Raw genomic sequence first — 18,876 nt, 5'->3', positions numbered from 1 at the left:
TTCCCCCTGGGTGCTGCGGCCGGTAAGCCCGTAATATAGAGGGCGTTCTTTTTTGTGTCGAGGGAAAATGAGGGCCCCCGCATGGTGCAGCTCAAGCAGGAACGGGCCGTGCAGACCCGTTTGGCGCTCATGCGGGCGGCCGCCGAGGTGTTCGACGAGCACGGCTACGCGGGAGCCGGGATCAACAAGATCCTCAAGCGGGCGGGGCTGACCGCGGGTGCCCTGTACTTCCACTTCGGCTCCAAGGAAGGGCTCGCCAAGGCCGTCATGAACGCCCAGCAGGACGCGATCGAGCCGCTGCTGGAGTCCCAGGGCCTCCAGCGCCTGGTCGACATCACCCTGGTGTGGTCCCACCGCCTCCTGGAGGACCCGCTGCTGCGGGCGGGCGTGCAGCTCTCGATCGACCAGGAGGGCCTCGCGGAGGGAACGCCGTTCGAGGGCTGGCGCGAGCTCATGGCCGGGTACCTGCGCGAGGCGCGGGAGATGGGCCAACTGCGGGAGGGCGCCGACCCGGAGGTGATCGCCCGGTTCGTGGTGGGCGCCTGCACCGGCGTACAGCTCTACTCGCGGCAGGTGGACGGCCGTCGGGACCTGCCGCGGCGCGTCAAGGAGATGTGGGACTGCCTGCTCCCCGGCATCGCCGCTCCCGGCACCGCCCAGGACTTTGACGCGGGCGTGGAACGGGGCCGGCGGCTCAGCCGGAAGGGCGGGGAGGACGCGTGATACGGCAGCCCCGGCCCGTCGTCGCCCTCACCGGTGCCACGGGGACCATCGGCCGGCTCGTCGCCCGCGGCCTCGCCGCCGAGAGCGGCGCGGGCGGCGCGGACGGCATGGACGGCATGGACGGCACGGGCGGCGCGCACGGCGCGCACGGCGCTGACGTACGGCTCCTGGTGCGCGATCCCGCCAAGGCCGCGCGCGAAGGGCTGCCCGGGCGGGCCGTCGCCGCCGACTTCGGTGAAGTGGACGGGCTCGTACGGGCGTTGGAGGGCGTGGACCGGGTCTTCGTCGTCACGAGCGATCCGTTGCGGCCCGAGCACGACGAGAACGTCCTCGCCGCCGCCCGTGCCGCCGGGGTCCGCCGCGTCGTCAAGCTCTCCGCCCTCGCCGTGCTCGACCCCGCGGCCCAGGACCTGCTCACCCGCTGGCAGCGGGACAACGAGGAGCGGCTGCGCGCATCCGGGCTCGAATGGACGCTGCTGCGGCCCCGGGCGTTCATGTCGAACGCCCTCGGCTGGGCCGCCTCCGTACGGCAGGACGGCACCGTCCGGGCCCTCTACGGCTCCGGGCGCAACGCCTGCGTCCACCCGCGCGACGTCGCCGACGCGGCGGTGCGGGCGCTCCTCGACGCGGAAGGCGCGGGGCGGAGTTACGCCCTGACCGGGCCCGAGCCGCTGTCCGCGCGGGAGCAGACCGAGGCGCTGGGCGAGGCGCTGGGGCGGTCGCTGACGTTCGTCGAACTGACCGAGGACCAGGCGCTGGAGCGGTGGCGCGCCCGGTGGCCGGAGCCCATGGCGCGGGCCCTGCTGGAGAGTGCCCGGCGGCAGCGGGACGGGGCCAAGGAGGCGGTTGCCGACGGCGTACGGGAGGCCACCGGGCGCGCCCCGCGCCCCTTCGCCGCCTGGGCGCGGGCGAACGCGGCGGCGTTCGGGGCTCGTGAGGTCGTCCGGGGCTCTTCTCACGGCGGAACGAGTGGAGTTGAATACCGAGCATGATCACTGACCGGGGGATGCTGAGCGGCCGGACCATCATGATCACTGGAGCGTCCAGTGGTATCGGAGCGGCCGCCGCGCAACTGTTCGCGGAGGAGGGCGCCGCCCTCGTCCTGATGGCCCGGCGGGCCGACGTGCTCGCCGAGGTGGCCGCTCCGCTCACCGAGGCGGGCGCCCGCGTGGCGATCGCGGCGGGCGACGTGACCCGGCCGGCGGACGTGGAGCGGGCCGTCGCCATGGCGGTCGACACCTTCGGCTCCCTCGACGGGGCGTTCAACAACGCCGGGTGGGGAACCGGCGGGACGCCGCTGCACGAGCTCGACGAGGACATGTACGACCGCGTGATGGACCTCAACGTACGCGGCGTCTGGAACTGCCTGCGCCGCCAGATACCCGCGATGCTCAAGGGAGGTTCGGGCGGCTCCATCGTCAACACCTCCAGCACCGCCGGCATCGTGGCCACCGGTGCGGTGGCGCCCTACGTGGCCGCCAAGCACGCCGTGCTCGGGCTCACCAAGGCCGCCGCCATGGAGTACGGCGAGTCCGGCATCCGCGTCAATGCCCTGGTCGTCGGCAGTACGCGCACGGAGCTGATGGACGAACTCCTCCAGGACGTACCGGAGCTGGAGGCCAGTTTCACCGCGCGCGCCATCCAGAAGCGGATGGCCGCCCCGCGCGAGGTCGCCCAGGCGGCGGCGTGGCTGTGCAGTGACCGCTCGTCCTTCCTCACCGGGGCCGCCATGCCGGTCGACGGCGGCTGGAGCGCGATCTAGTACGGCGCGGGGGCGCGGCCGGTGCGGCGCGGGGGCGCCGCCGGTGCGGCGCCACGACGCCCGCCAGTGCGGCGCGGGGACGCGCCAATGCGTCGTCGACGCCGCCAGTGCGCCGCAGGAGCGCGCCAGTACGCCGCGAGGACGCCGCCAGGGCGCCGCGGGGGCGCTGCCAGGGCGTCCGCCACGGCGCCCGCCAGTGCCGCCGCTGGGACGCCGCAGGGGCGCCAGTAGGCGCGAGGACGCCGCCAGTACGCCTCTAGTACGAGTGGCTCCTCGCCGTCACGCCCTCCAGCACCGCGTCCCACAGCAGGGCGAACTCGCCCGCCCCCTCGGCCATCGCGCGTGGCCGGGTGCCCAGCGCGGCCGCCGCGCCGTGTACCAGGTGGATCGACAGCCGTACCAGTGTCTCGGCGCGGACGGTGGGCGTCAGCAGGTCCTGCCGTTCCGCCTCGGCGAGCAGCCGGCGCACCTGGGGGACCCACGCCTCGTCCCACACGGGCGGGGTATGGGTCAGCGACTGGGCCGCCCGCACCCGGGTGTCGCGGGCCAGCAGGTCGACGAGCCCGCAGGTCACCGCGACGACGGCGGCCAGCGGGTCGGGCGCGCCGCGCCGGGTCCTGTCCACCTCGTGGCGGGTGACCGCGATGCCCGCCTCCTTGACCGCCCGCGCCAGGTCGTTCTTCTTCGCGAAGTGGAAGGTGAGCGCACCCATGGAGATGCTGGCGCGCCCGCAGATGTCCTGGAGTGAGCTTCCCGTGTAGCCGTCCCGGGCGAACGCGTCAGCCGCGGCCCGGACGAGGCGTTCACGGGTCAGCAGGGCCCGCTCCTGCTTGACCACGACGTCACCTTCTTTTTCGTGCCTGTTCGTCCTGCTACGCCTCTTCGCACGCTACTGGGCGGCGCCGCAAGGGAGTTGCCGCCGCGCCCCATCCAGGACGTCCTTGGCAAGTCCGCGGGCGAACCCCCGTTCAAAAACATAGAGAGAGTTCGTTATATTTCCTGTGCCTGCCGACGAGGGGAGCCGACATGACTGACCGCCGGAACGCCGAAGAGCTGACGCGTCGCCTCTTCCACGGGCTTCCGCGGGCCGACCAGCGGCGGTGGGCCGGGGCGTACATGACGGGTCTGCTGTCCACGCCCGGCAAGAAGTCGGTACGGAACATGGGCTGGTCGGTGTGCGCCTCGTACACCGCTTCCCAGTCCCTGCACCAGGTGGTCAACGAGAGCACCTGGTCATGGACCGACGTCCGCCGGGAGCTGACCGCCTGGTGCCACGAGCGGACGGAGGTACGCGGCTGGGCGCTGGAGCGGGTGATGATGCCCAAGCGCGGCCACTACTCGGCCGGAGTGCACCGGCGCTTCGACGCCACCGCCGGGCGCACCCTCGGCTGCCAGCTCGGCCTCGGGCTCTTCCTGCTCACCGGGTCCGGCGCGGCCGTGCCCGTGGACTGGCGGCTGTACCTGCCCGACGAGTGGCTGGACGACGCCTCGCTGCGGCGCCGCGCCCGCATCCCCGACACGGTACGGGCCGGATCCCCCGGCGGCCTGATGGTGGACCTGGCCGCGACGACCGCCGGCCCGGGTGCTCCCGTGGTGGCCGATGCCGAGACGGTCGGGGAGGCGGCCGAGCTGATCGAGGGGTTCGACGCCCTCGGGGTGGACTGGGTGGTCTCCGTCCCCGCCGCGACCCCGGTCTACGCCGCGCCGCAGCCCGCCGCCCGCCGTCCGGGGCAGGCCCCGTGCGGCACTGTCGTCAGCGCCGGCGGACTGGCCGGGCAACTGCGGGACTCGGCACGCGGGCTGGGTGCCGGGCCGGCGGTCTCCGGGCTGGCGGTCAGCGGGTCGGCGGTCAGCGGATCGACGGGCAGCGGGCCGGCGCTCTCCGGGGCGCCGCACTCGCCGGGCGTGCTGCCCGTCCACGTGTACGCGGCCCACGCGGTGGGGCCCTTGCGGCTGGTCGCGGCCTGGGTGCCGGGCAAGCGGGCGCCGGAGCGGGTGTGGCTCACCACGCTGCACGGGGAGCGGCTCGCCGAGGCCGCCGCGCTGTTCACCCGCCGGGTCGTGGGCGCGGGGGCGCTGGAGGGCCTCGACGACTGCGGGATGCGGGACTTCGAGGGCCGCTCCTACCCGGGCTGGCACCGGCACATGAGCCTCGTGTCCGCCGCGTACGCCCACCGGATGCTGGCCGCCTCCGACGCGCGGGCTGCCGACCGGGCCGTCGACCGGGTTGCGGACCGGGTCCCTGAGCAGGTCGGTGTGCGGGCCGGTGAGCGGACCGGTGGACGCGGCCTCGGTCATGGCGTACGGCGTACCGGCGTGAAGGCCGCGTGAGCCGGTCCGTGTGCCAACTCCCCGGGGACGGCCCGCTGGACGGTCGCTCCGCGCCCGCGCACCCTGGTGCGGTGACCGATTCCTCGTGGTGGTGCGCGCGGCCCGGAGCCCGGGGCGACTGGACCTGCCCGCCAGCCCCCGACGGCGTACGGGACTTCCACGCCTCCCTCGACGGGTACGCCCCCACGCCGCTGACCGAACTGCCTTCGCTCGCCACCGAGCTGGGCGTCGGGCGGGTGTACGTGAAGGACGAGTCGTCCCGCCTGGGGCTGCCGGCGTTCAAGGCGCTCGGTGCCTCGTGGGCGGTGCACCGGGTGCTGGCCGAGCGCCGCCGGTACGGGGACGGTGCCCCGCTCACGCTCGTCACCGCCACGGACGGCAACCACGGCCGGGCGGTGGCGCGCACGGCCCGCCTGCTCGGGCAGCGCGCCCGGGTCTTCGTGCCCCGGGGCGTGCACCCGGCCGCCGCGGCCGCCATCGCCGCCGAGGGCGCCGAGGTCACGCCGGTGGCTGGGCCCTACGACGAGGCGGTGCGCCGCGCGGCCGAGGCGGCCCGGCGGCCCGGCGCGGTGCTCGTCCAGGACACCGCCTGGCCCGGTTACGAGGAGATCCCGGGCTGGATCGTCGAGGGGTACTCCACGCTGTTCGCCGAAATCGACGACCAGCTCGGTGCCCTTCCGTCCGGGTCGCCCGACCTGGTCGCCGTTCCCGTCGGGGTCGGCTCGCTCGCGCAGGCCGCCGTCACCCACTACCGCGACCGCCACTACCGCGACCGCCACTACCGCGACCGCCACCACCGCGACCGCCCGCACGGGGCCGCCGGGCCGGCGCTGCTGGCCGTCGAGCCCGAGGCCGCCGCCTGCGTCCTGGCGAGCCTGGTCGGCGGCGAGCCGGTCACCGTGGCCACGGGCGAGACCGCCATGGCGGGCCTGAACTGCGGCACCCCGTCCAGCATCGCCTGGCCCCACCTCCGGTACGGCCTGGACGCCGCCGTCGCCGTCAGCGACGCCGACAGTGCCCGGGCGGCCCGGGACCTCGCCGCACTGGGCGTGTCCTCGGGCCCGTGCGGAGCCGCGTCGCTGGCCGGCGTCCGGGCCGCCCTGACCGGTGCGGGCGCACGAGAGCGCCGTACCGCCCTGGGCGTCGGCGCCGCCGCCACGCTCGTGCTGCTCAGCACCGAGGGGACGGCCGCCAACCCCCAGCGTCACTGACCCCATTAAAAAACCGCTCAAACGGTTTGTTTAGTGCCCTCGCTCGGGTGAATGAGCAGCTCGGAGCCAATCCTGGTGGTGAGAGTGGCTCATTTGCGCCCCTTTGACAAACCAAGAGGTTGGTTTCTACTGTCATGCCCAGGCGAGAGGGGTTGGGGCTGTGGCGAAGCAGGAGCGGGCCGAGAGGACCCGGGCGAATCTCGTCCGGGCGGCCGCCGCGGTGTTCGATCAGGTCGGGTACGAACGCGCCACCCTTTCCGTGATCAGCGATCAGGCCCAGGTCACCAAGGGTGCGCTGTCCTTCCACTTCGCCGCCAAGTCCGACCTCGCCCGTGCCGTCCAGGCCGAGGCGTGCGCCACCTCGGGCGCCGCGCTGGCGGTGTGCGCCGAGCGTCAGGGGCCGTCCTTCCAGGCCGTCGTCGACATGACGTACACCCTCGTCGGGCTGCTCGAGAGCGACGTCGTCACCCGGGCCGGGGTGCGGCTGGCCCGCGAGGTCGAGACCCCGGAGGACCCGGCGCTGCACTGTCACGTCAACTGGCTCGGCAGCCTGTTCCAGGCCCTGCGCCGGGCCGAGGCCGACGGGGCGGCGCTGTCCGGCGTCGACGCCCGCTCCGCCGTGGCGCTCGTCATGTCGGTCATCGTGGGCGCCGAGATGATGACCCGTACGCGCGTGGGTGCGGCCTTCGGTGAGGGTCCGTCCGCCCCGCGTGAGAGTGCGCAGGAGTGGCTGGCCCGCATGTGGCACGTCGTCCGGCCGGCCCTCGCGCCGACCGGCGACCTGCGCCCGGCCGCCGAAGTCCGCGAGCTGCACCCGCATTGAGGGGTGCAATTGAGGGGCGCCATTGAAGGGCGCCATTGGGCGGTGCCATCGTGGGGTGCCATTGAGGCACGCCGTTGAGCGGCACCATTGAGCGGCGTACGGCGAGTGGTACGTAATAAGTGGCTCATACATCTACCTTGACGGCGTGCGGCCGGTGCGCATAGCGTCGCCCGAAGGGAGTGAGCAAGCGCTTAGGAAGAGGCGATCGTGCCGCACACCGATCCGTCCACGCACCACCCGTCGGTACTGACCGCGCCGGGAGCGCCGTTCGCCGTCGCGACGGCCGGGGACGGGCGGGCCGTGTACGCCGGCGGACCGCGCACGTTGCGCGAGTTCGCCGAGGTCACCTGGGCGTACGGCGAGCGGCCGTTCCTCGTCGCCGAGAGCCGGACGTACACGTACGGGGAGTTCTTCGCCGCCGCCTGCGCGCTCGCCCGTCGGTTCACCGACGTGTACGGGCTGCGCCCGGGCGACCGGGCCGTCGTCGCGATGCGGAACCACCCCGAGTGGCAGATCGCCTTCTGGGCCACGCAGTTGGCCGGCCTCGTCGCCGTACCGCTCAACGCCTGGTGGACCGAGGACGAGTTCACGTACGCCCTCGACGACTGCCGGCCGCGCGTGCTGCTCGTCGACGGGGAGAGGGTGGAGCGCGTACGGGCGTGGGCGCGGCGCCACGGCGTGCCCGGCCTGGTCTTCCACGGCGAGGCCGAGGCGGGCTTCGAGCGGTACGAGGACCTGCCCGCCGCCGACCCGGCGCTCGGCCCGCCGGAGGTGGACGTCCGGCCCGAGGACGACGCCACCATCATCTACACGTCCGGCACCACCGGGCGGCCCAAGGGCGCGGTCGCCACGCACCTCGCCCAGGCCGGGGCGGCCATGAACCCCCGGTACCACGCCGCCGTCGCCGCGCTGGAACGGGGCGAGATCCCCGGGCAGGGTCCGGCGCCCGTGTCGCTGACCACGTTCCCGTTCTTCCACGTCGCCGCCTTCACGTCGTTCTACACGGTGATGGCGGCGGGCGGCACGCTTGTGCTGATGCGCAAGTGGGACGCCGTGAAGGCCCTGGAGCTCATCCACGAGCACGGCGTGACGCACTACGCCGGGGTCCCCACCACCGCGCACCAGCTCCTGGAGGCGGCCGGTGACAGGGGGCTCGGGACGCTCGTCCACCTCAGCACCGGCGGCGCCGCCGCACCGCCCGGCCTCGTCGCCCGCTGCCCCCAGGGCGTCGAGCCCCGCAACGGCTACGGGCTGACCGAGACCAGCGGTGGCGTGCTGGCCAACTTCGGGGAGTCCTACCGGCGTTTCCCCGACAGCGTGGGGCGGCCCACGCCCGTGACCGAGGTGCGGATCGCCGCCACGGACGGGCGGGCGCTGCCCGACGGCGAGGTGGGCGAGCTGTGGCTGCGCGGCCAGTCGCTGGTGCGCGGCTACTGGCAGGACCCGGGGGCGACCGCGGCCGCGTTCACGCCCGACGGCTGGTTCCGCACGGGTGACCTGGCCTCGGTGCGGGACGGGCGGGTCACTGTCGTCGACCGGCTGAAGGACATGGTGATCCGGGGTGGCGAGAACGTGTACTGCCTGGAGGTCGAGGCCGCCCTGTCCGGTCACCCCGATGTGCTGGACGCGGCCGTGCTCGGTGTGCCCCACCCGGTGCTGGGCGAGGAGGTCGCGGCCGTGGTGCGGCTCCGGCAGGGGGCCACGGCAGGGGCGGAGGAGCTGCGGGCGCTGGTGGCGCGGAGCCTGGCGGCCTTCAAGGTGCCGGCGCACGTCCTCGTCCAGGACGGTCCGCTGCCGCGCAACGCGACCGGCAAGGTGCTGAAGCGGAACCTGAGGCAGGAGGTCCAGGAGCGGGTCCGGGCGGGCGAAGCGCCCGGGTGCGGGCTCAGCCGCGGGTGACGCGGATCCGGTAGGTGCCCGTCTTCGGGTCCTCGGACAGCACCGTGATGCGTACGCCGCTCTCGCGGTCCGTGAAGGACTCGCCCGGGCGGTACGGGGCGTCCGACAGCTCGGCGTGGACGTTGGGGCGGCGCGTGCAGCCGCCGCTGGCCTCGTCGCTGTCGACGACGTTGACCGGGCCGTGCCCGGTGTCCACGTCCGACTGGACGTGGTAGATCAGCACGCCCGGCTCGCACACCGCCTCGTCGTTGCCGTCCCGGGTGCGTACCTCCACCGCGTACCCGGACTCCGGCGTCAGCGGGACGACGGCGAGCTTGGGCCCGCCCTTGATGGCCAGCGGCGTGAGCGTGTACTCGCGGGTGCCGGGCGTGGCGGCGCACCGCACCTGGTTGTTGTCGAGCCAGCCCAGCTTCCACTTGTGCCAGCCCAGCAGGTCGTTGTTGGCCCCCCAGTCCTCGGACATGATGTCCCAGTGGCCGACCGCGGCGCCGCCCTCGGCGGTGTAGAGGTCGGGCAGGCCGAAGACATGGCCGTTCTCGTGCGGCAGGACCCGGAACCCGGTCTCGTGGTACGTGCCCGAGCCGTCGTCCTGGCGGCTGTAGACGAACGAGGTGTTGGCGAGCGGGGCGCCGTCGGCGTGCGGGGCCTCGCCGTTGCCGGAGAAGGTGACGGACAGGACGGTGTCCAGGGCGGAGGGGCCGGCGTTCGGCGTGACCAGGACGTTGACCAGGTCGTAGTCGCTGAAGTCGACCTTGGGGTCGGCGGCCGTCACGATGTCCTGGACGAGCTGGCGGTAGCCGGGTTCGTACGGTGAGCCGCGCTCGATCCCATACGAGGCGAAGGGCACCGGCATCCGGAGCCAGTCCCGCAGCGGCGCCTCGGGACGGTAGCGCAGGCGCCCGTAGGAGCTGACCCGGAACCAGTCGGTGGTCTGCGGGAAGAACTCGGCGAACCGGCTCATTGCCGGGCCCTCGCCGGGGGCGTCGGGGAAGTCGACCATCAGGGTCAGGGCACGGACCTCGCCCGTCGAGCGGGCGTAGCCCGGGCCCGTGGGTATGCCCTCCGAGAGCTGGACCCCCAGGGCGGTGGAGATCCGGCACGCGGCGAGCCCCGGCTCGTCGGCGGCGGACCGGGCGGCGACGGGGCCGGCGGAGGCGCGGGTGGGGTCCGGGAGGGTCGAGCTCGCCGTGGCCAGGCCGGCTATGGCGAGGGTGGCGGCCGCGCCGAGGGCGGCCGGTCTGCGTATCCGCCGGCGGGTCTGCTCCATGCGTGCTGATCGCCTTCGGTCGGCGGCAGCCGGCCGGGTCCGGACTGCTCTCCGTCCGATCAGCCTCTGCCGGGCGGCGGGCGGACGCCCGCCGGGCGCGGCCGATCGTGGGTTACTCGCCGGGAGGGTGATGGGTCGGAGTGACGCAGGTCACAGCAGAGGGTGAAATTCCGGGGACGGACTCCCCGTTTATCCCTGTGTCGCCGACAACCGGGGAAGCCGTCCCCGGTTACGGCAGTAGGGAGTGACCGTGACCAGCACCGCCGACACCACCGCCACCGCCACGCGCCGCGCGTCCCGCCCCCGTGCGGACGCCTTGCGCAACCGCGAGCGGATCGTGACGGCGGCCCGCGAGATGTTCGTCGAACTCGGGCCGGACGTGCCGTTCGACGAGGTCGCCCGCCGGGCCGGAGTCGGCAACGCCACGCTCTACCGGCACTTCCCCGACCGCGCCGCCCTCGTCCACGAGGTCGTCCTGTCGGTCATGTCCCGTACCACCGAGCGGGCCCTGGAGGCGGACGCCGAGGAGGCCGACGCCTTCGAGGCGCTGCGCCGCTTCACCCACGCCGCCGCCGACGAGCGGATCGGCGCCCTGTGCCCGATGCTCTCCGGCGCCTTCGACCGGGCCCACCCCGAACTGCTCGCCGAACGCGACCGCCTGGAGGGCGCCGTCCAGGCCCTCTTCGGCCGGGCGCAGGCGACCGGGCGGCTGCGCACCGACGTCGCCGTCGGTGACCTGCTGGTCGCCCTCTCCCAGCTCACCCGCCCGCTGCCGGGCTCCGCGTGCCCGAACTTCGACCGGTTCGTCCACCGTCACCTCCAGCTCTTCCTGGACGGCCTGGAGGCGCCCGCCCGCTCCGAACTTCCCGGCTCGCCCGCGACCCTGGAGGACCTGCGCCGCGAGTCCTGACCCGACCCGCCGATCCGCCGACCGCCGACCCGTCGATCCGCCGCCCGACCGGCCGATCCGCAAACCCGCCGACCGGCCGACTCGCCGACCCACCGACCCGCCGACCCACTCTCCCCGGGCGGTCACCTGAACACCCGCCCCGACATCCCTTTTTCGCCTTTTCGAGCCCCTAGGTGGCTGCCCCCATGCCAAAAACGTCCTCCGGCCCCGTTCCGGCCGACCTCGCCCCCGACCCCAGCCGCTGGAAAGCGCTGGTGTTCATAGCCCTGGCCCAGCTCATGGTGGTGCTCGACGCGACGATCGTGAACATCGCGCTGCCCTCCGCCCAGCAGGATCTGGGTATCTCGAACGGCAACCGGCAGTGGGTCATCACCGCGTACGCCCTCGCCTTCGGCGGTCTGCTGCTCTTCGGTGGCCGCATCGCCGACCTGTGGGGCCGCAAGCGCACCTTCGTCGTCGGCCTGCTCGGCTTTGCCGCCGCCTCCGCGCTGGGCGGCGCGGCGACCGGTGAGGCGATGATGCTGGGCTCGCGCGCCCTCCAGGGCGCCTTCGGCGCGCTGCTCGCACCCGCCGCGCTGTCCCTGCTGGCGGTGATGTTCACCGATGCCAAGGAGCGCGCCAAGGCGTTCGGCATCTACGGTGCGATCGCCGGTGGCGGTGGCGCCGTGGGTCTGATCCTCGGTGGCGTCCTCACCGAGTACCTGAACTGGCGCTGGACGTTCTTCGTCAACATCCCCTTCGCCGTCGTCGCCGCCGCGGGCGCCTACTTCGTCATCCGTGAGCCGGCCGGCGGCCGCAACCGCTCCCCGCTGGACATCCCGGGCGTCGTCCTGTCCACGCTCGGCCTGGTCTCCCTCGTGTACGGGTTCACCCGCGCCGAGTCCGACGGCTGGTCCGACGCGAGCACGATCGGGCTGTTCATCGCCTCGGCCGTGCTGCTCGCCGCGTTCGTCGCCGTCGAGGCGAGGGTCAAGTCGCCGCTGCTTCCGCTGCGCGTGATGACCGAGCGCAACCGCGGCGGCGCGTACCTCGCCCTCGGGCTCGCCATCATCGCGATGTTCGGGCTGTTCCTCTTCCTCACGTACTACCTCCAGGTCGTGAAGGGGTACTCGCCCGTCAAGACCGGTTTCGCCTTCCTGCCGATGATCGCGGGCATGATCACTGGCTCGACGCAGATCGGCGCCCGGCTGATGACCCGCGTCGCGCCCCGGCTGCTGATGGGCCCCGGGTTCCTCGTGGCCGCCACCGGCATGCTGCTGCTGACCGGGCTGGAGGTCGACTCCTCGTACGCCGGGCTGATCCTGCCCGCGCAGCTCCTGCTGGGCCTCGGCATGGGTACGGCGTTCATGCCGGCCATGTCCCTGTCGACGCACGGCGTCGAGGCGCGGGACGCCGGGGTGGCCTCCGCGATGGTGAACACCTCGCAGCAGGTCGGCGGCGCGATCGGCACGGCGCTGCTCAACACCATCGCCGCGTCGGCGACCACCGCGTACATCGCCGACCGCGCGGCCGCCGCCACCTCGCCGCAGGCGCGCCGGCTGCTGGAACTCCAGGGCATGGTCGAGGGCTACTCCGCCGCCATCTGGTGGGCGGTCGGCATCCTGCTGGTGTCCGCCACGATCGCGTTCACCTTCATCAACACGGGCCGTCCGGGCACCGGTTCGCAGCCGGTGGCCTCCGGCGACGGTGACGGCCACGGTCAGGGACGGGCCGACGACGAGGTGCGGGTCCCGGTCATCGCGCACTGACGGACACGCGCACGCCAGGGGCGTTTTGGCGCACACACCAGGAGGGGCGTTTCACGCGCGCGCCAGGAGGGGTGTTTCCCCGCCGCCGATGTGGCGGGGAAGCGCCCCTTCGCGTACCCCAATTTCCGCTTATGCTTTCGGCGTGTTCGACTCCCGGTACATCAAGACCTTCCACGAGGTGGTCAGGACCGGTTCCTATACGGCGGCCGCCCGCTCGCTCGGGTACACCCAGCCGGCCGTCAGCCAGCAGATGAAGGCGCTCGAACGGGACGTCGGCACCCCGCTGTTCACCCGCGTCGGACGCGGCCTCAGGCTCACCGAGGCGGGGGAGGCCCTCACCCGGCACACCGGGACGATCCTCGACAGCCTGGCCGCCGCCCAGGAGCAGATCGACGCCATAGCGCGGCTTCGCTCCGGCCGGGTGCGCGTGTGCGCCTTCCCCAGCGCCGGGGCGACGATCCTGCCCGAGGCCATGGCCCGCATGGCCGCCGGACACCCCGGCATCAGGGTCGAGTTGGTGGAGAGCGAGCCGCCCGAGTCGCTGCGGATGGTCGCCCGGGGCGAGTGCGACATCACCCTGGCCTTCACCTATCCGGGCCTGCGGGTGGACGTCCCCGAGGAACTCGACGAGTTCAAACTGCTGGAGGACCCCCTGACGGTGCTCCTGCCCACCGGCCACCCGCTGGCCCGCCGCCGGGCGGTGCACCTGGCCGATCTGGCGCACGAGCGGTGGATCGCCGGCTGCGCCCGCTGCAACGCCAACTTCCTGCACGCCTGCGCCGAGGCGGGGTTCACCCCCGACATCGCCTGCACCACGGACGACAACCTGGTGATGCAGAGCCTGGTGGCGGCCGGCGTCGGCATCGCCATGGTGCCCGCGCTGGTCCTGTCGTTCCTCTGCCACGACAAGGTGACGGGGCGGATCGTCGAGCCGCACACGCGCCGCCAGGTGTACGCGTACGTCCTCCGCGACCACCTCAAGATCCCCGCGACGGCCCTGATGCTGGACGAGATCGTGGCGGTGGCCGAGTCCAGGGTGGGCTGCTGAACTCCCCTCATCCATAAGCGTTCGTTGAGTGGACGGCAATAAACCGTCCTTGGACGTAATGGGTCGGCCGGGCGGACGCTGCCGCCATGACGACGACCTCCGTTGCCGCGGCCGGCACGACCACCGAGCGCCTTCGCACCCTCGTCGCCGAGATACGCGAGGCCGTGGACCGTGGCCTGCCACCCGACCCGACCGCCCGTCTCGTGGCGGACCGCCTCGCCCCGCACCTCGGCGCGCCGGACCTGCTCACCCCGGCGCAGTGCGAGGGCGACCCCGCCCACTACCGCCAGCACGTGCTGCACGCCGAGCCCGACGGCGGGTTCTCCGTCGTCGCCATCGTCTGGCTGCCCGGCCAGGGCACCCCCATCCACGACCACGTCTCGTGGTGCGTGGCCGGCGTCCACCAGGGCGAGGAGCACGAACGCCGCTACCAGCTCGTCCCGGACGGCACCTCCGCCCGGCTGCTCGCCACCGGGGACGTGGTGAACGGCCCCGGGGAGGTGGCCGCCTTCGCCCCGCCCGGCGACATCCACTCCGTACGCAACGCCGGTGACCGCACGGCCCTGTCACTGCACGTCTACGGCGCCGACATCACCCGCCTGGGCACCAGCGTCCGGCGCCTCTACCGGCTGCCCGCGGACCGCTGATGGCGCTCGTCGGTTCACGCGTCCGCCCGCTCGCCGCCGGCCACCGGGCGGCGCCCGGCCCCCTGCCCGGGCTCGCGCTCGCCGTGGCCGGGGTGTGCGCGGCGTGGCTGGTGCACCTCGCCGTGCCGGCCGTGCCCATGCTCACCGCCGCCGTGGTCCTGGGCGTCGCCGCCGCCCACACGCCGTGGCTGCGCGCCCGCATCCGGGGCGGCTGCCGGCCGGGCCTGACCCTGGCGGCCAAGCGCCTGATGCGGGTGGGCGTCGTGCTGCTCGGGCTGAAGCTGAGCCTCGGCGACGTCCTGGGCCTGGGCTGGGGGACGGTCGCCATGGTGCTCGCGGTGGTGGCGGCCACCTTCGGCGGTACGTGGTGGCTGGGGCGCCGGATCGGGCTGTCGGGCGACCAGCCGGTGCTCATCGCGACCGGGTACGCGATCTGCGGCGCGTCGGCGATCGGCGCGGTGAGCGCGGTGCGCGACAGCGACGAGGACGACGCCGCCACGTCGGTCGCCCTGGTCACCCTGTGCGGGACGCTCGCCATCGCCGTACTTCCGCTGCTGCACGGCCCGTTGGGGCTGAGCGACGCGCAGTTCGGGCGCTGGGTGGGGGCCGGGGTGCACGACGTGGGTCAGGTGGTCGCGGCCGCGGGGACCGCGGGGCCCGCCGCGCTCGGCGAGGCGGTGCTGGTCAAGCTGATGCGGGTCGCGCTGCTGGCCCCGCTGGTCGCGGCCCTGGTGGTGGCGGCCCGGCGGCGTGGGCGTACCGCGGCGGGGAGCGCCGTGCCGGCGGACGCCGCGCCGGGGGGCGCTGTGCCGGGGAGTGGCGCGCCGGGCAGTGTCGTGTCGGGGGACGCTGTGCCGAAGGGGCACCGGCCGCCGCTGGTGCCGCTGTTCGTGGCCGGGTTCCTCGCGATGGTGGCGCTGCGTACGACCGGATGGCTGCCCGCGCCGGCGCTGGACGCCGCCGGGACGGCTCAGGAACTCCTGCTCGCCGCCGCCCTGTTCGGCCTCGGCAGCGCGGTGCACCTGCCGACGCTGTCCCGCACCGGGGTGCGGGTCGCTGCGCTGGGGCTGGCCGCCTGGGTGATCGTGGCGGCGGCGTCGTACGCGGGCGTGGTGCTGACCACCTAGCGAGGGCTGCCGGGGCCCGAGGGCTGCCGGGGTGCGAGGGCTGCCGGGGCCCGAGGGCTGCCGGGGTGCGAGGGCTACCGCAGCCAGGGCAGGTCGGCGTCCCGGTCGCACGGCTGGAGGCCCTCGGCCATGACCCGCATGATCTCGCCGAGCTGGTCGACCTGCTCCGGGCTGAGCCGGTCGAAGATCGCCTGGCGCACGGCGGCGACATGGCCGGGCGCGCTGCGCCTGAGCACCTCGTACCCCTCGTCCGTCAGGTACGCGTTCTGGCCGCGCCTGTCGGAGGGGCAGTCCTCACGGCGTACCCAGCCGTTCTTCTCCAGCCGTGCCACGGCGTGCGACAGCCGGGACCGGGTGATCTTGGCGTCTTTGGCCAGCTCGGTCATCCGCATCCGGCGGCGCGGGGCCTGGGAGAGCTGGACGAGCAGGCCGTAATAGATGTGCGGCATTCCGGCGTCGCGCTGGAGCTGGCGGTCGAGGTGGTCCTCCAGGAGCGTGGTGGCGTGCCGGTACGCACGCCAGACGCGCTGCTCGTCGTCGCTGAGCCAGCGCGGCTCCCCGGACCGCCGGGACCCGCCGTTGGTTGCCGTATCCATGTATCCCACTGTACGGCTTCTTGAAACTTGAACAAATGGTCGGTACGCTCCTGTTCGAGCCTGCTTTAACTTTCAAGTAAGTAGGATGGAAGAGCACGTCAGGAGTCGCCGTCATGACCGCCTTCGTGGAGCCCGGTTCCGCCGGGCGGATGCCCGCCCTCTACCTCTCGCACGGCGCGCCGCCGCTCGCCGACGACCCCGTCTGGCCCGGCCAGCTCGCCGCCTGGGCCGCCGGCCTGCCCCGGCCCGCCGCGATCCTGATGGTCTCCGCCCACTGGGAGGAGGCCCCACTGGCCCTCGGTGCCACCGAGACGGTGCCGCTGGTCTACGACTTCTGGGGCTTCCCCGAGCACTACTACCGGGTCCGGTACGCCGCGCCGGGCGCGCCCCGGCTGGCCGAATCGGTGCGCAAACTGCTGCGCGGCCCCGGCACGCCCGTGCAGGACCTGCCCGACCGGGGGCTGGACCACGGGGCGTACGTCCCGCTCGTCGAGATGTACCCGGACGCGGACGTCCCGGTCCTCCAGATGTCCCTGCCCACGCTCGACCCGGCCCGGCTCATGGACATCGGGCGCCGACTGGCGCCGCTGCGCGACGAGGGCGTGCTGATCGTCGGGAGCGGGTTCTTCACCCACAACCTGGCCGCCCTGCGGCACGAGGGCGTCCCCGGCTGGTCGGCGGAGTTCGACGACTGGGGGCGGCGGGCGCTGGAGGCCGCGGACGTGGACGCGCTGCTGGACTTCGCGCACGCCTCGCCCGCCGGCGCGCTCGCCCACCCCCGTACCGAGCACTTCGCACCCCTGTTCGTGACGCTGGGTGCCGCCGACGCCGCCGGGGACCTGAGTGGCGGGCGCAGCGTGATCGACGGGTTCTGGATGGGGCTGGCGAAGCGGTCCATCCAGTTCGGCCAGGCTGTCTAGAGGCCTCTCAGAGGTCCTTCTCGTACCAGGCCACGTCCCAGTACCGCCCGAACTTCCGGCCCACCTCCGTGAAGGTGCCGGTGTGCCGGAAGCCGAAGCGGGCGTGCAGGCGCACCGACGCCTCGTTGGGCAGCGCGATCCCGGCGTAGGCGCGGTGCACGTCCTCCTCCGCCAGGGCCTCGAAGAGCCGCTCGTAGAGCAGGGTCCCGATGCCCCGCCCGGCCGCCTCGGGGGCGAGGTAGACGCTCACCTCCACGGAGGTGGTGTACGCGGCCTTCGGCCGGAAGGGGCTGGAGGTGGCGAACCCGAGGACCGCTCCGGCGTTCCCGGTGCCGTTCGTGCCGTTGCTGCCGTTCGCGTCGGTGCCGTTCCCGGTGTCGCGAGCAACCAGGAGGCGATGGGGGCCGTCTTCCGGGTGGGAGTGCAGCCAGGGGCGCCGCTCTTCGGGGGTGAACGCGGCGGTGTCGAATGTGATCGCCGTCTCACGGACGTAGTGGTTGTAGATGTCCGTGAGCGCCCTGAGGTCACCCTCCGTGCCCGGCCTGACCTGCACCTCTTCGTTGTCGTGCGGCATCCGCCCTCCCCTGGTGGCGGGACAGGGTACTGCAAGATCGCGGAAATCGACGGGCGTCATGGGAATTCTGTCCGGATTCCAGTCGTTGTTTCCGTCGGATGCAGGGCACCCGGGAGGGTGTCGCGACCTACTCAGCAAGGGAGCTCGCATGGCAACCCGTGCCGTCGCCCGTCGTCAGTCCGCCGCCAGTGAGACCACCGACCGGGCCAGCAGCGTTCGCGCCGTGGGCGGGGAGATCGCCGACCGCGACCTGGTCGGCATGTACCTCGACGAGATCGCGCGCACGCCCCTGCTCGACGCCGCCAAGGAGGTCGAGCTGTCCCAGACGATCGAGGCGGGTGTGTACGCCCAGCAGATCCTGGACGGTGAGATCGAACCCGAGGCGGGCGGCGCAGCCGCGGGCGCGTCCCGCGAGGAGCTGGAGCGCCTGGTCGCCGAGGGCGAGCGTGCCAAGGACGTCTTCATCCGGTCCAACCTCCGCCTCGTGGTGGCCGTCGCCCGGCGCTACCCGCGCAGTGGGCTCCCCCTCCTCGACCTGATCCAGGAGGGCAACGCGGGCCTGGTGCGGGCGGTGGAGAAGTTCGACTACACCAAGGGCTTCAAGTTCTCGACGTACGCGACGTGGTGGATCCGCCAGGCCATCACGCGGTCGATCGCCGACCAGTCGCGCACCATCCGCCTCCCCGTGCACCTGGTGGAGGAGCTGGGCCGCATCCGGCGCGTGCAGCGTGAGTTCAACCGCGAGCACGGCCGCGACCCGGAGCCGGCGGAGGTCGCCGCCGAGCTGGGGTCGAACGAGGAGCGGGTCATCGACGTCCTGGACTGGGCGCGCGACCCGGTGTCGCTGAACATGTCGGTGGACGACGCAGGTGAGACGCAGTTCGGCGACCTGCTGGAGGACACCTCGGCCGTGTCCCCCGAGCAGTCGGTGCTGACGCTGCTGCGCAGCGAGGAGCTGGACGACCTGATCGGCAAGCTCGACAACCGTACGGCGTCGATCATCCGGATGCGGTACGGCATCGAGGACGGCCGTGAGCGGACGCTGACGGAGGTCGGCAAGGAGCACGGCCTGACGCGCGAGCGGATCCGCCAGATCGAGAAGCACGCGCTGCTGGAACTGAAGCGCATGGCCCGCGACACGGGCTTCGACGCGGCGGCCTAGTCGTCCGGGGGCCCGCGCCCCCGGCGCCCCGCTCCGGCGGGGCGGTCGGTTCGCCGTCCCGGCGGGGGCCGTCGGGCGTGGCCCGGCGCGGGCGCGTGCCGTTGGGGCCGCTCCGGGGATCGTGTCCT

The 18,876-nt window shown here is 73.5% G+C and carries 18 protein-coding genes; 14 read left to right on the top strand and 4 right to left on the bottom strand.

Translation table 11 applies throughout. The features are described from left to right. Positions 1–81 precede the first annotated feature (81 nt). Genes ACZ46W_RS19995 through ACZ46W_RS19985 form a run of 3 tightly spaced genes read left to right on the top strand, consistent with a single transcriptional unit; the run spans position 82 to position 2,485 of the window. Entirely contained in the window at positions 82–723 is a 642-nt protein-coding gene (locus ACZ46W_RS19995; protein ID WP_468339239.1) for a ScbR family autoregulator-binding transcription factor, read from the top strand. Further along, positions 720–1,715: an NAD(P)H-binding protein gene (locus ACZ46W_RS19990; RefSeq protein WP_468339237.1), complete on the top strand. Its 996-nt coding sequence runs from the start codon at positions 720–722 to the stop codon at positions 1,713–1,715. The genes ACZ46W_RS19995 and ACZ46W_RS19990 overlap by 4 nt, the downstream gene beginning before the upstream one ends. Continuing rightward, positions 1,712–2,485, top strand: a complete 774-nt coding sequence (locus ACZ46W_RS19985) for an SDR family NAD(P)-dependent oxidoreductase (protein WP_468339235.1) — start codon at positions 1,712–1,714, stop codon at positions 2,483–2,485. Before ACZ46W_RS19990 ends, ACZ46W_RS19985 begins: the two co-directional genes overlap by 4 nt. A gap of 256 nt (positions 2,486–2,741) precedes the next feature. On the opposite strand, the gene ACZ46W_RS19980 is transcribed toward ACZ46W_RS19985, so the two are convergent. After that, positions 2,742–3,323, bottom strand: coding sequence for a TetR family transcriptional regulator (locus tag ACZ46W_RS19980; protein WP_468339233.1), 582 nt, complete (start codon positions 3,321–3,323; stop codon positions 2,742–2,744). 188 nt (positions 3,324–3,511) lie between these two features. Between ACZ46W_RS19980 and ACZ46W_RS19975 the strand changes: the two genes are divergently transcribed. The 4 genes from ACZ46W_RS19975 (at position 3,512) to ACZ46W_RS19960 (ending at position 8,749) form a co-directional block, all read left to right on the top strand. After that, a complete protein-coding gene (locus ACZ46W_RS19975) occupies positions 3,512–4,816 on the top strand; it encodes an IS701 family transposase (RefSeq protein WP_468339231.1) in 1,305 nt (434 codons plus the stop codon). Positions 4,817–4,887: 71 nt separating this feature from the next. Further along, positions 4,888–6,027 carry a diaminopropionate ammonia-lyase gene (locus tag ACZ46W_RS19970; RefSeq protein WP_468339229.1) on the top strand — a complete coding sequence of 380 codons (1,140 nt, stop codon included), beginning with the start codon at positions 4,888–4,890 and terminating at the stop codon, positions 6,025–6,027. A 160-nt stretch (positions 6,028–6,187) separates the two neighbouring features. After that, positions 6,188–6,850 carry a ScbR family autoregulator-binding transcription factor gene (locus tag ACZ46W_RS19965; protein WP_468339227.1) on the top strand — a complete coding sequence of 221 codons (663 nt, stop codon included), beginning with the start codon at positions 6,188–6,190 and terminating at the stop codon, positions 6,848–6,850. 207 nt (positions 6,851–7,057) lie between these two features. Further along, complete coding sequence (locus ACZ46W_RS19960; protein WP_468339225.1) at positions 7,058–8,749, top strand: class I adenylate-forming enzyme family protein; 1,692 nt, start codon at positions 7,058–7,060, stop codon at positions 8,747–8,749. On the opposite strand, the gene ACZ46W_RS19955 is transcribed toward ACZ46W_RS19960, so the two are convergent. Continuing rightward, on the bottom strand, positions 8,736–10,016 hold the full coding sequence (locus ACZ46W_RS19955) for a M6 family metalloprotease domain-containing protein (RefSeq protein WP_468339223.1): 1,281 nt from the start codon (positions 10,014–10,016) through the stop codon (positions 8,736–8,738). The genes ACZ46W_RS19960 and ACZ46W_RS19955 overlap by 14 nt on opposite strands. A gap of 250 nt (positions 10,017–10,266) precedes the next feature. On the opposite strand from ACZ46W_RS19955, the gene ACZ46W_RS19950 reads away from it, so the two are divergent. The 5 genes from ACZ46W_RS19950 (at position 10,267) to ACZ46W_RS19930 (ending at position 15,496) form a co-directional block, all read left to right on the top strand. Then, a complete protein-coding gene (locus tag ACZ46W_RS19950) occupies positions 10,267–10,926 on the top strand; it encodes a TetR/AcrR family transcriptional regulator (RefSeq protein ID WP_468339221.1) in 660 nt (219 codons plus the stop codon). A 185-nt stretch (positions 10,927–11,111) separates the two neighbouring features. Beyond that, the gene (locus tag ACZ46W_RS19945) at positions 11,112–12,674 is read left to right on the top strand and encodes an MFS transporter (protein ID WP_468339219.1); all 1,563 of its coding nucleotides are present in this window, start codon (positions 11,112–11,114) and stop codon (positions 12,672–12,674) included. Between the two features lie 142 nt (positions 12,675–12,816). Continuing rightward, the gene (locus tag ACZ46W_RS19940; protein WP_468339217.1) at positions 12,817–13,722 is read left to right on the top strand and encodes a LysR family transcriptional regulator; all 906 of its coding nucleotides are present in this window, start codon (positions 12,817–12,819) and stop codon (positions 13,720–13,722) included. Positions 13,723–13,808: 86 nt separating this feature from the next. Next, positions 13,809–14,369, top strand: coding sequence for a cysteine dioxygenase family protein (locus ACZ46W_RS19935; RefSeq protein WP_468339215.1), 561 nt, complete (start codon positions 13,809–13,811; stop codon positions 14,367–14,369). Beyond that, a complete protein-coding gene (locus ACZ46W_RS19930) occupies positions 14,369–15,496 on the top strand; it encodes a YeiH family protein (RefSeq protein WP_468339213.1) in 1,128 nt (375 codons plus the stop codon). Before ACZ46W_RS19935 ends, ACZ46W_RS19930 begins: the two co-directional genes overlap by 1 nt. 74 nt (positions 15,497–15,570) lie before the next feature. Here ACZ46W_RS19930 and ACZ46W_RS19925 read toward each other — a convergent pair whose 3' ends face one another. Continuing rightward, on the bottom strand, positions 15,571–16,101 hold the full coding sequence (locus ACZ46W_RS19925) for a MarR family winged helix-turn-helix transcriptional regulator (RefSeq protein WP_468339211.1): 531 nt from the start codon (positions 16,099–16,101) through the stop codon (positions 15,571–15,573). A gap of 104 nt (positions 16,102–16,205) precedes the next feature. On the opposite strand from ACZ46W_RS19925, the gene ACZ46W_RS19920 reads away from it, so the two are divergent. After that, entirely contained in the window at positions 16,206–17,012 is an 807-nt protein-coding gene (locus ACZ46W_RS19920) for a dioxygenase family protein (protein WP_468339209.1), read from the top strand. A gap of 7 nt (positions 17,013–17,019) precedes the next feature. Here the strand turns inward: ACZ46W_RS19920 and ACZ46W_RS19915 are convergent, their stop codons facing one another. After that, entirely contained in the window at positions 17,020–17,586 is a 567-nt protein-coding gene (locus ACZ46W_RS19915; RefSeq protein WP_468339207.1) for a GNAT family N-acetyltransferase, read from the bottom strand. A 148-nt stretch (positions 17,587–17,734) separates the two neighbouring features. On the opposite strand from ACZ46W_RS19915, the gene ACZ46W_RS19910 reads away from it, so the two are divergent. Further along, a complete protein-coding gene (locus ACZ46W_RS19910) occupies positions 17,735–18,748 on the top strand; it encodes a sigma-70 family RNA polymerase sigma factor (RefSeq protein WP_468339205.1) in 1,014 nt (337 codons plus the stop codon). The last annotated feature ends 128 nt before the right edge of the window (positions 18,749–18,876 follow it).

It is taken from the genome of Streptomyces sp. NPDC031064 (assembly GCF_055570965.1).
The sequence above is the reverse complement of the archived record's forward strand: the minus strand, read 5'-3'. Positions and strand labels throughout refer to the sequence as shown.

What these genes read in the sequence shown, in the direction of transcription:
- ACZ46W_RS19930 (WP_468339213.1), top strand. Translation starts at nt 14,369, where the DNA reads ATGGCGCTCGTCGGTTCACGCGTCCGCCCGCTCGCCGCCGGCCACCGG.
- ACZ46W_RS19995 (WP_468339239.1), top strand. Translation starts at nt 82, where the DNA reads ATGGTGCAGCTCAAGCAGGAACGGGCCGTGCAGACCCGTTTGGCGCTC.
- ACZ46W_RS19935 (WP_468339215.1), top strand. Translation starts at nt 13,809, where the DNA reads ATGACGACGACCTCCGTTGCCGCGGCCGGCACGACCACCGAGCGCCTT.
- ACZ46W_RS19945 (WP_468339219.1), top strand. Translation starts at nt 11,112, where the DNA reads ATGCCAAAAACGTCCTCCGGCCCCGTTCCGGCCGACCTCGCCCCCGAC.
- ACZ46W_RS19975 (WP_468339231.1), top strand. Translation starts at nt 3,512, where the DNA reads ATGACTGACCGCCGGAACGCCGAAGAGCTGACGCGTCGCCTCTTCCAC.
- ACZ46W_RS19910 (WP_468339205.1), top strand. Translation starts at nt 17,735, where the DNA reads ATGGCAACCCGTGCCGTCGCCCGTCGTCAGTCCGCCGCCAGTGAGACC.
- ACZ46W_RS19985 (WP_468339235.1), top strand. Translation starts at nt 1,712, where the DNA reads ATGATCACTGACCGGGGGATGCTGAGCGGCCGGACCATCATGATCACT.
- ACZ46W_RS19915 (WP_468339207.1), bottom strand. Translation starts at nt 17,586, where the DNA reads ATGCCGCACGACAACGAAGAGGTGCAGGTCAGGCCGGGCACGGAGGGT.
- ACZ46W_RS19955 (WP_468339223.1), bottom strand. Translation starts at nt 10,016, where the DNA reads ATGGAGCAGACCCGCCGGCGGATACGCAGACCGGCCGCCCTCGGCGCG.
- ACZ46W_RS19920 (WP_468339209.1), top strand. Translation starts at nt 16,206, where the DNA reads ATGACCGCCTTCGTGGAGCCCGGTTCCGCCGGGCGGATGCCCGCCCTC.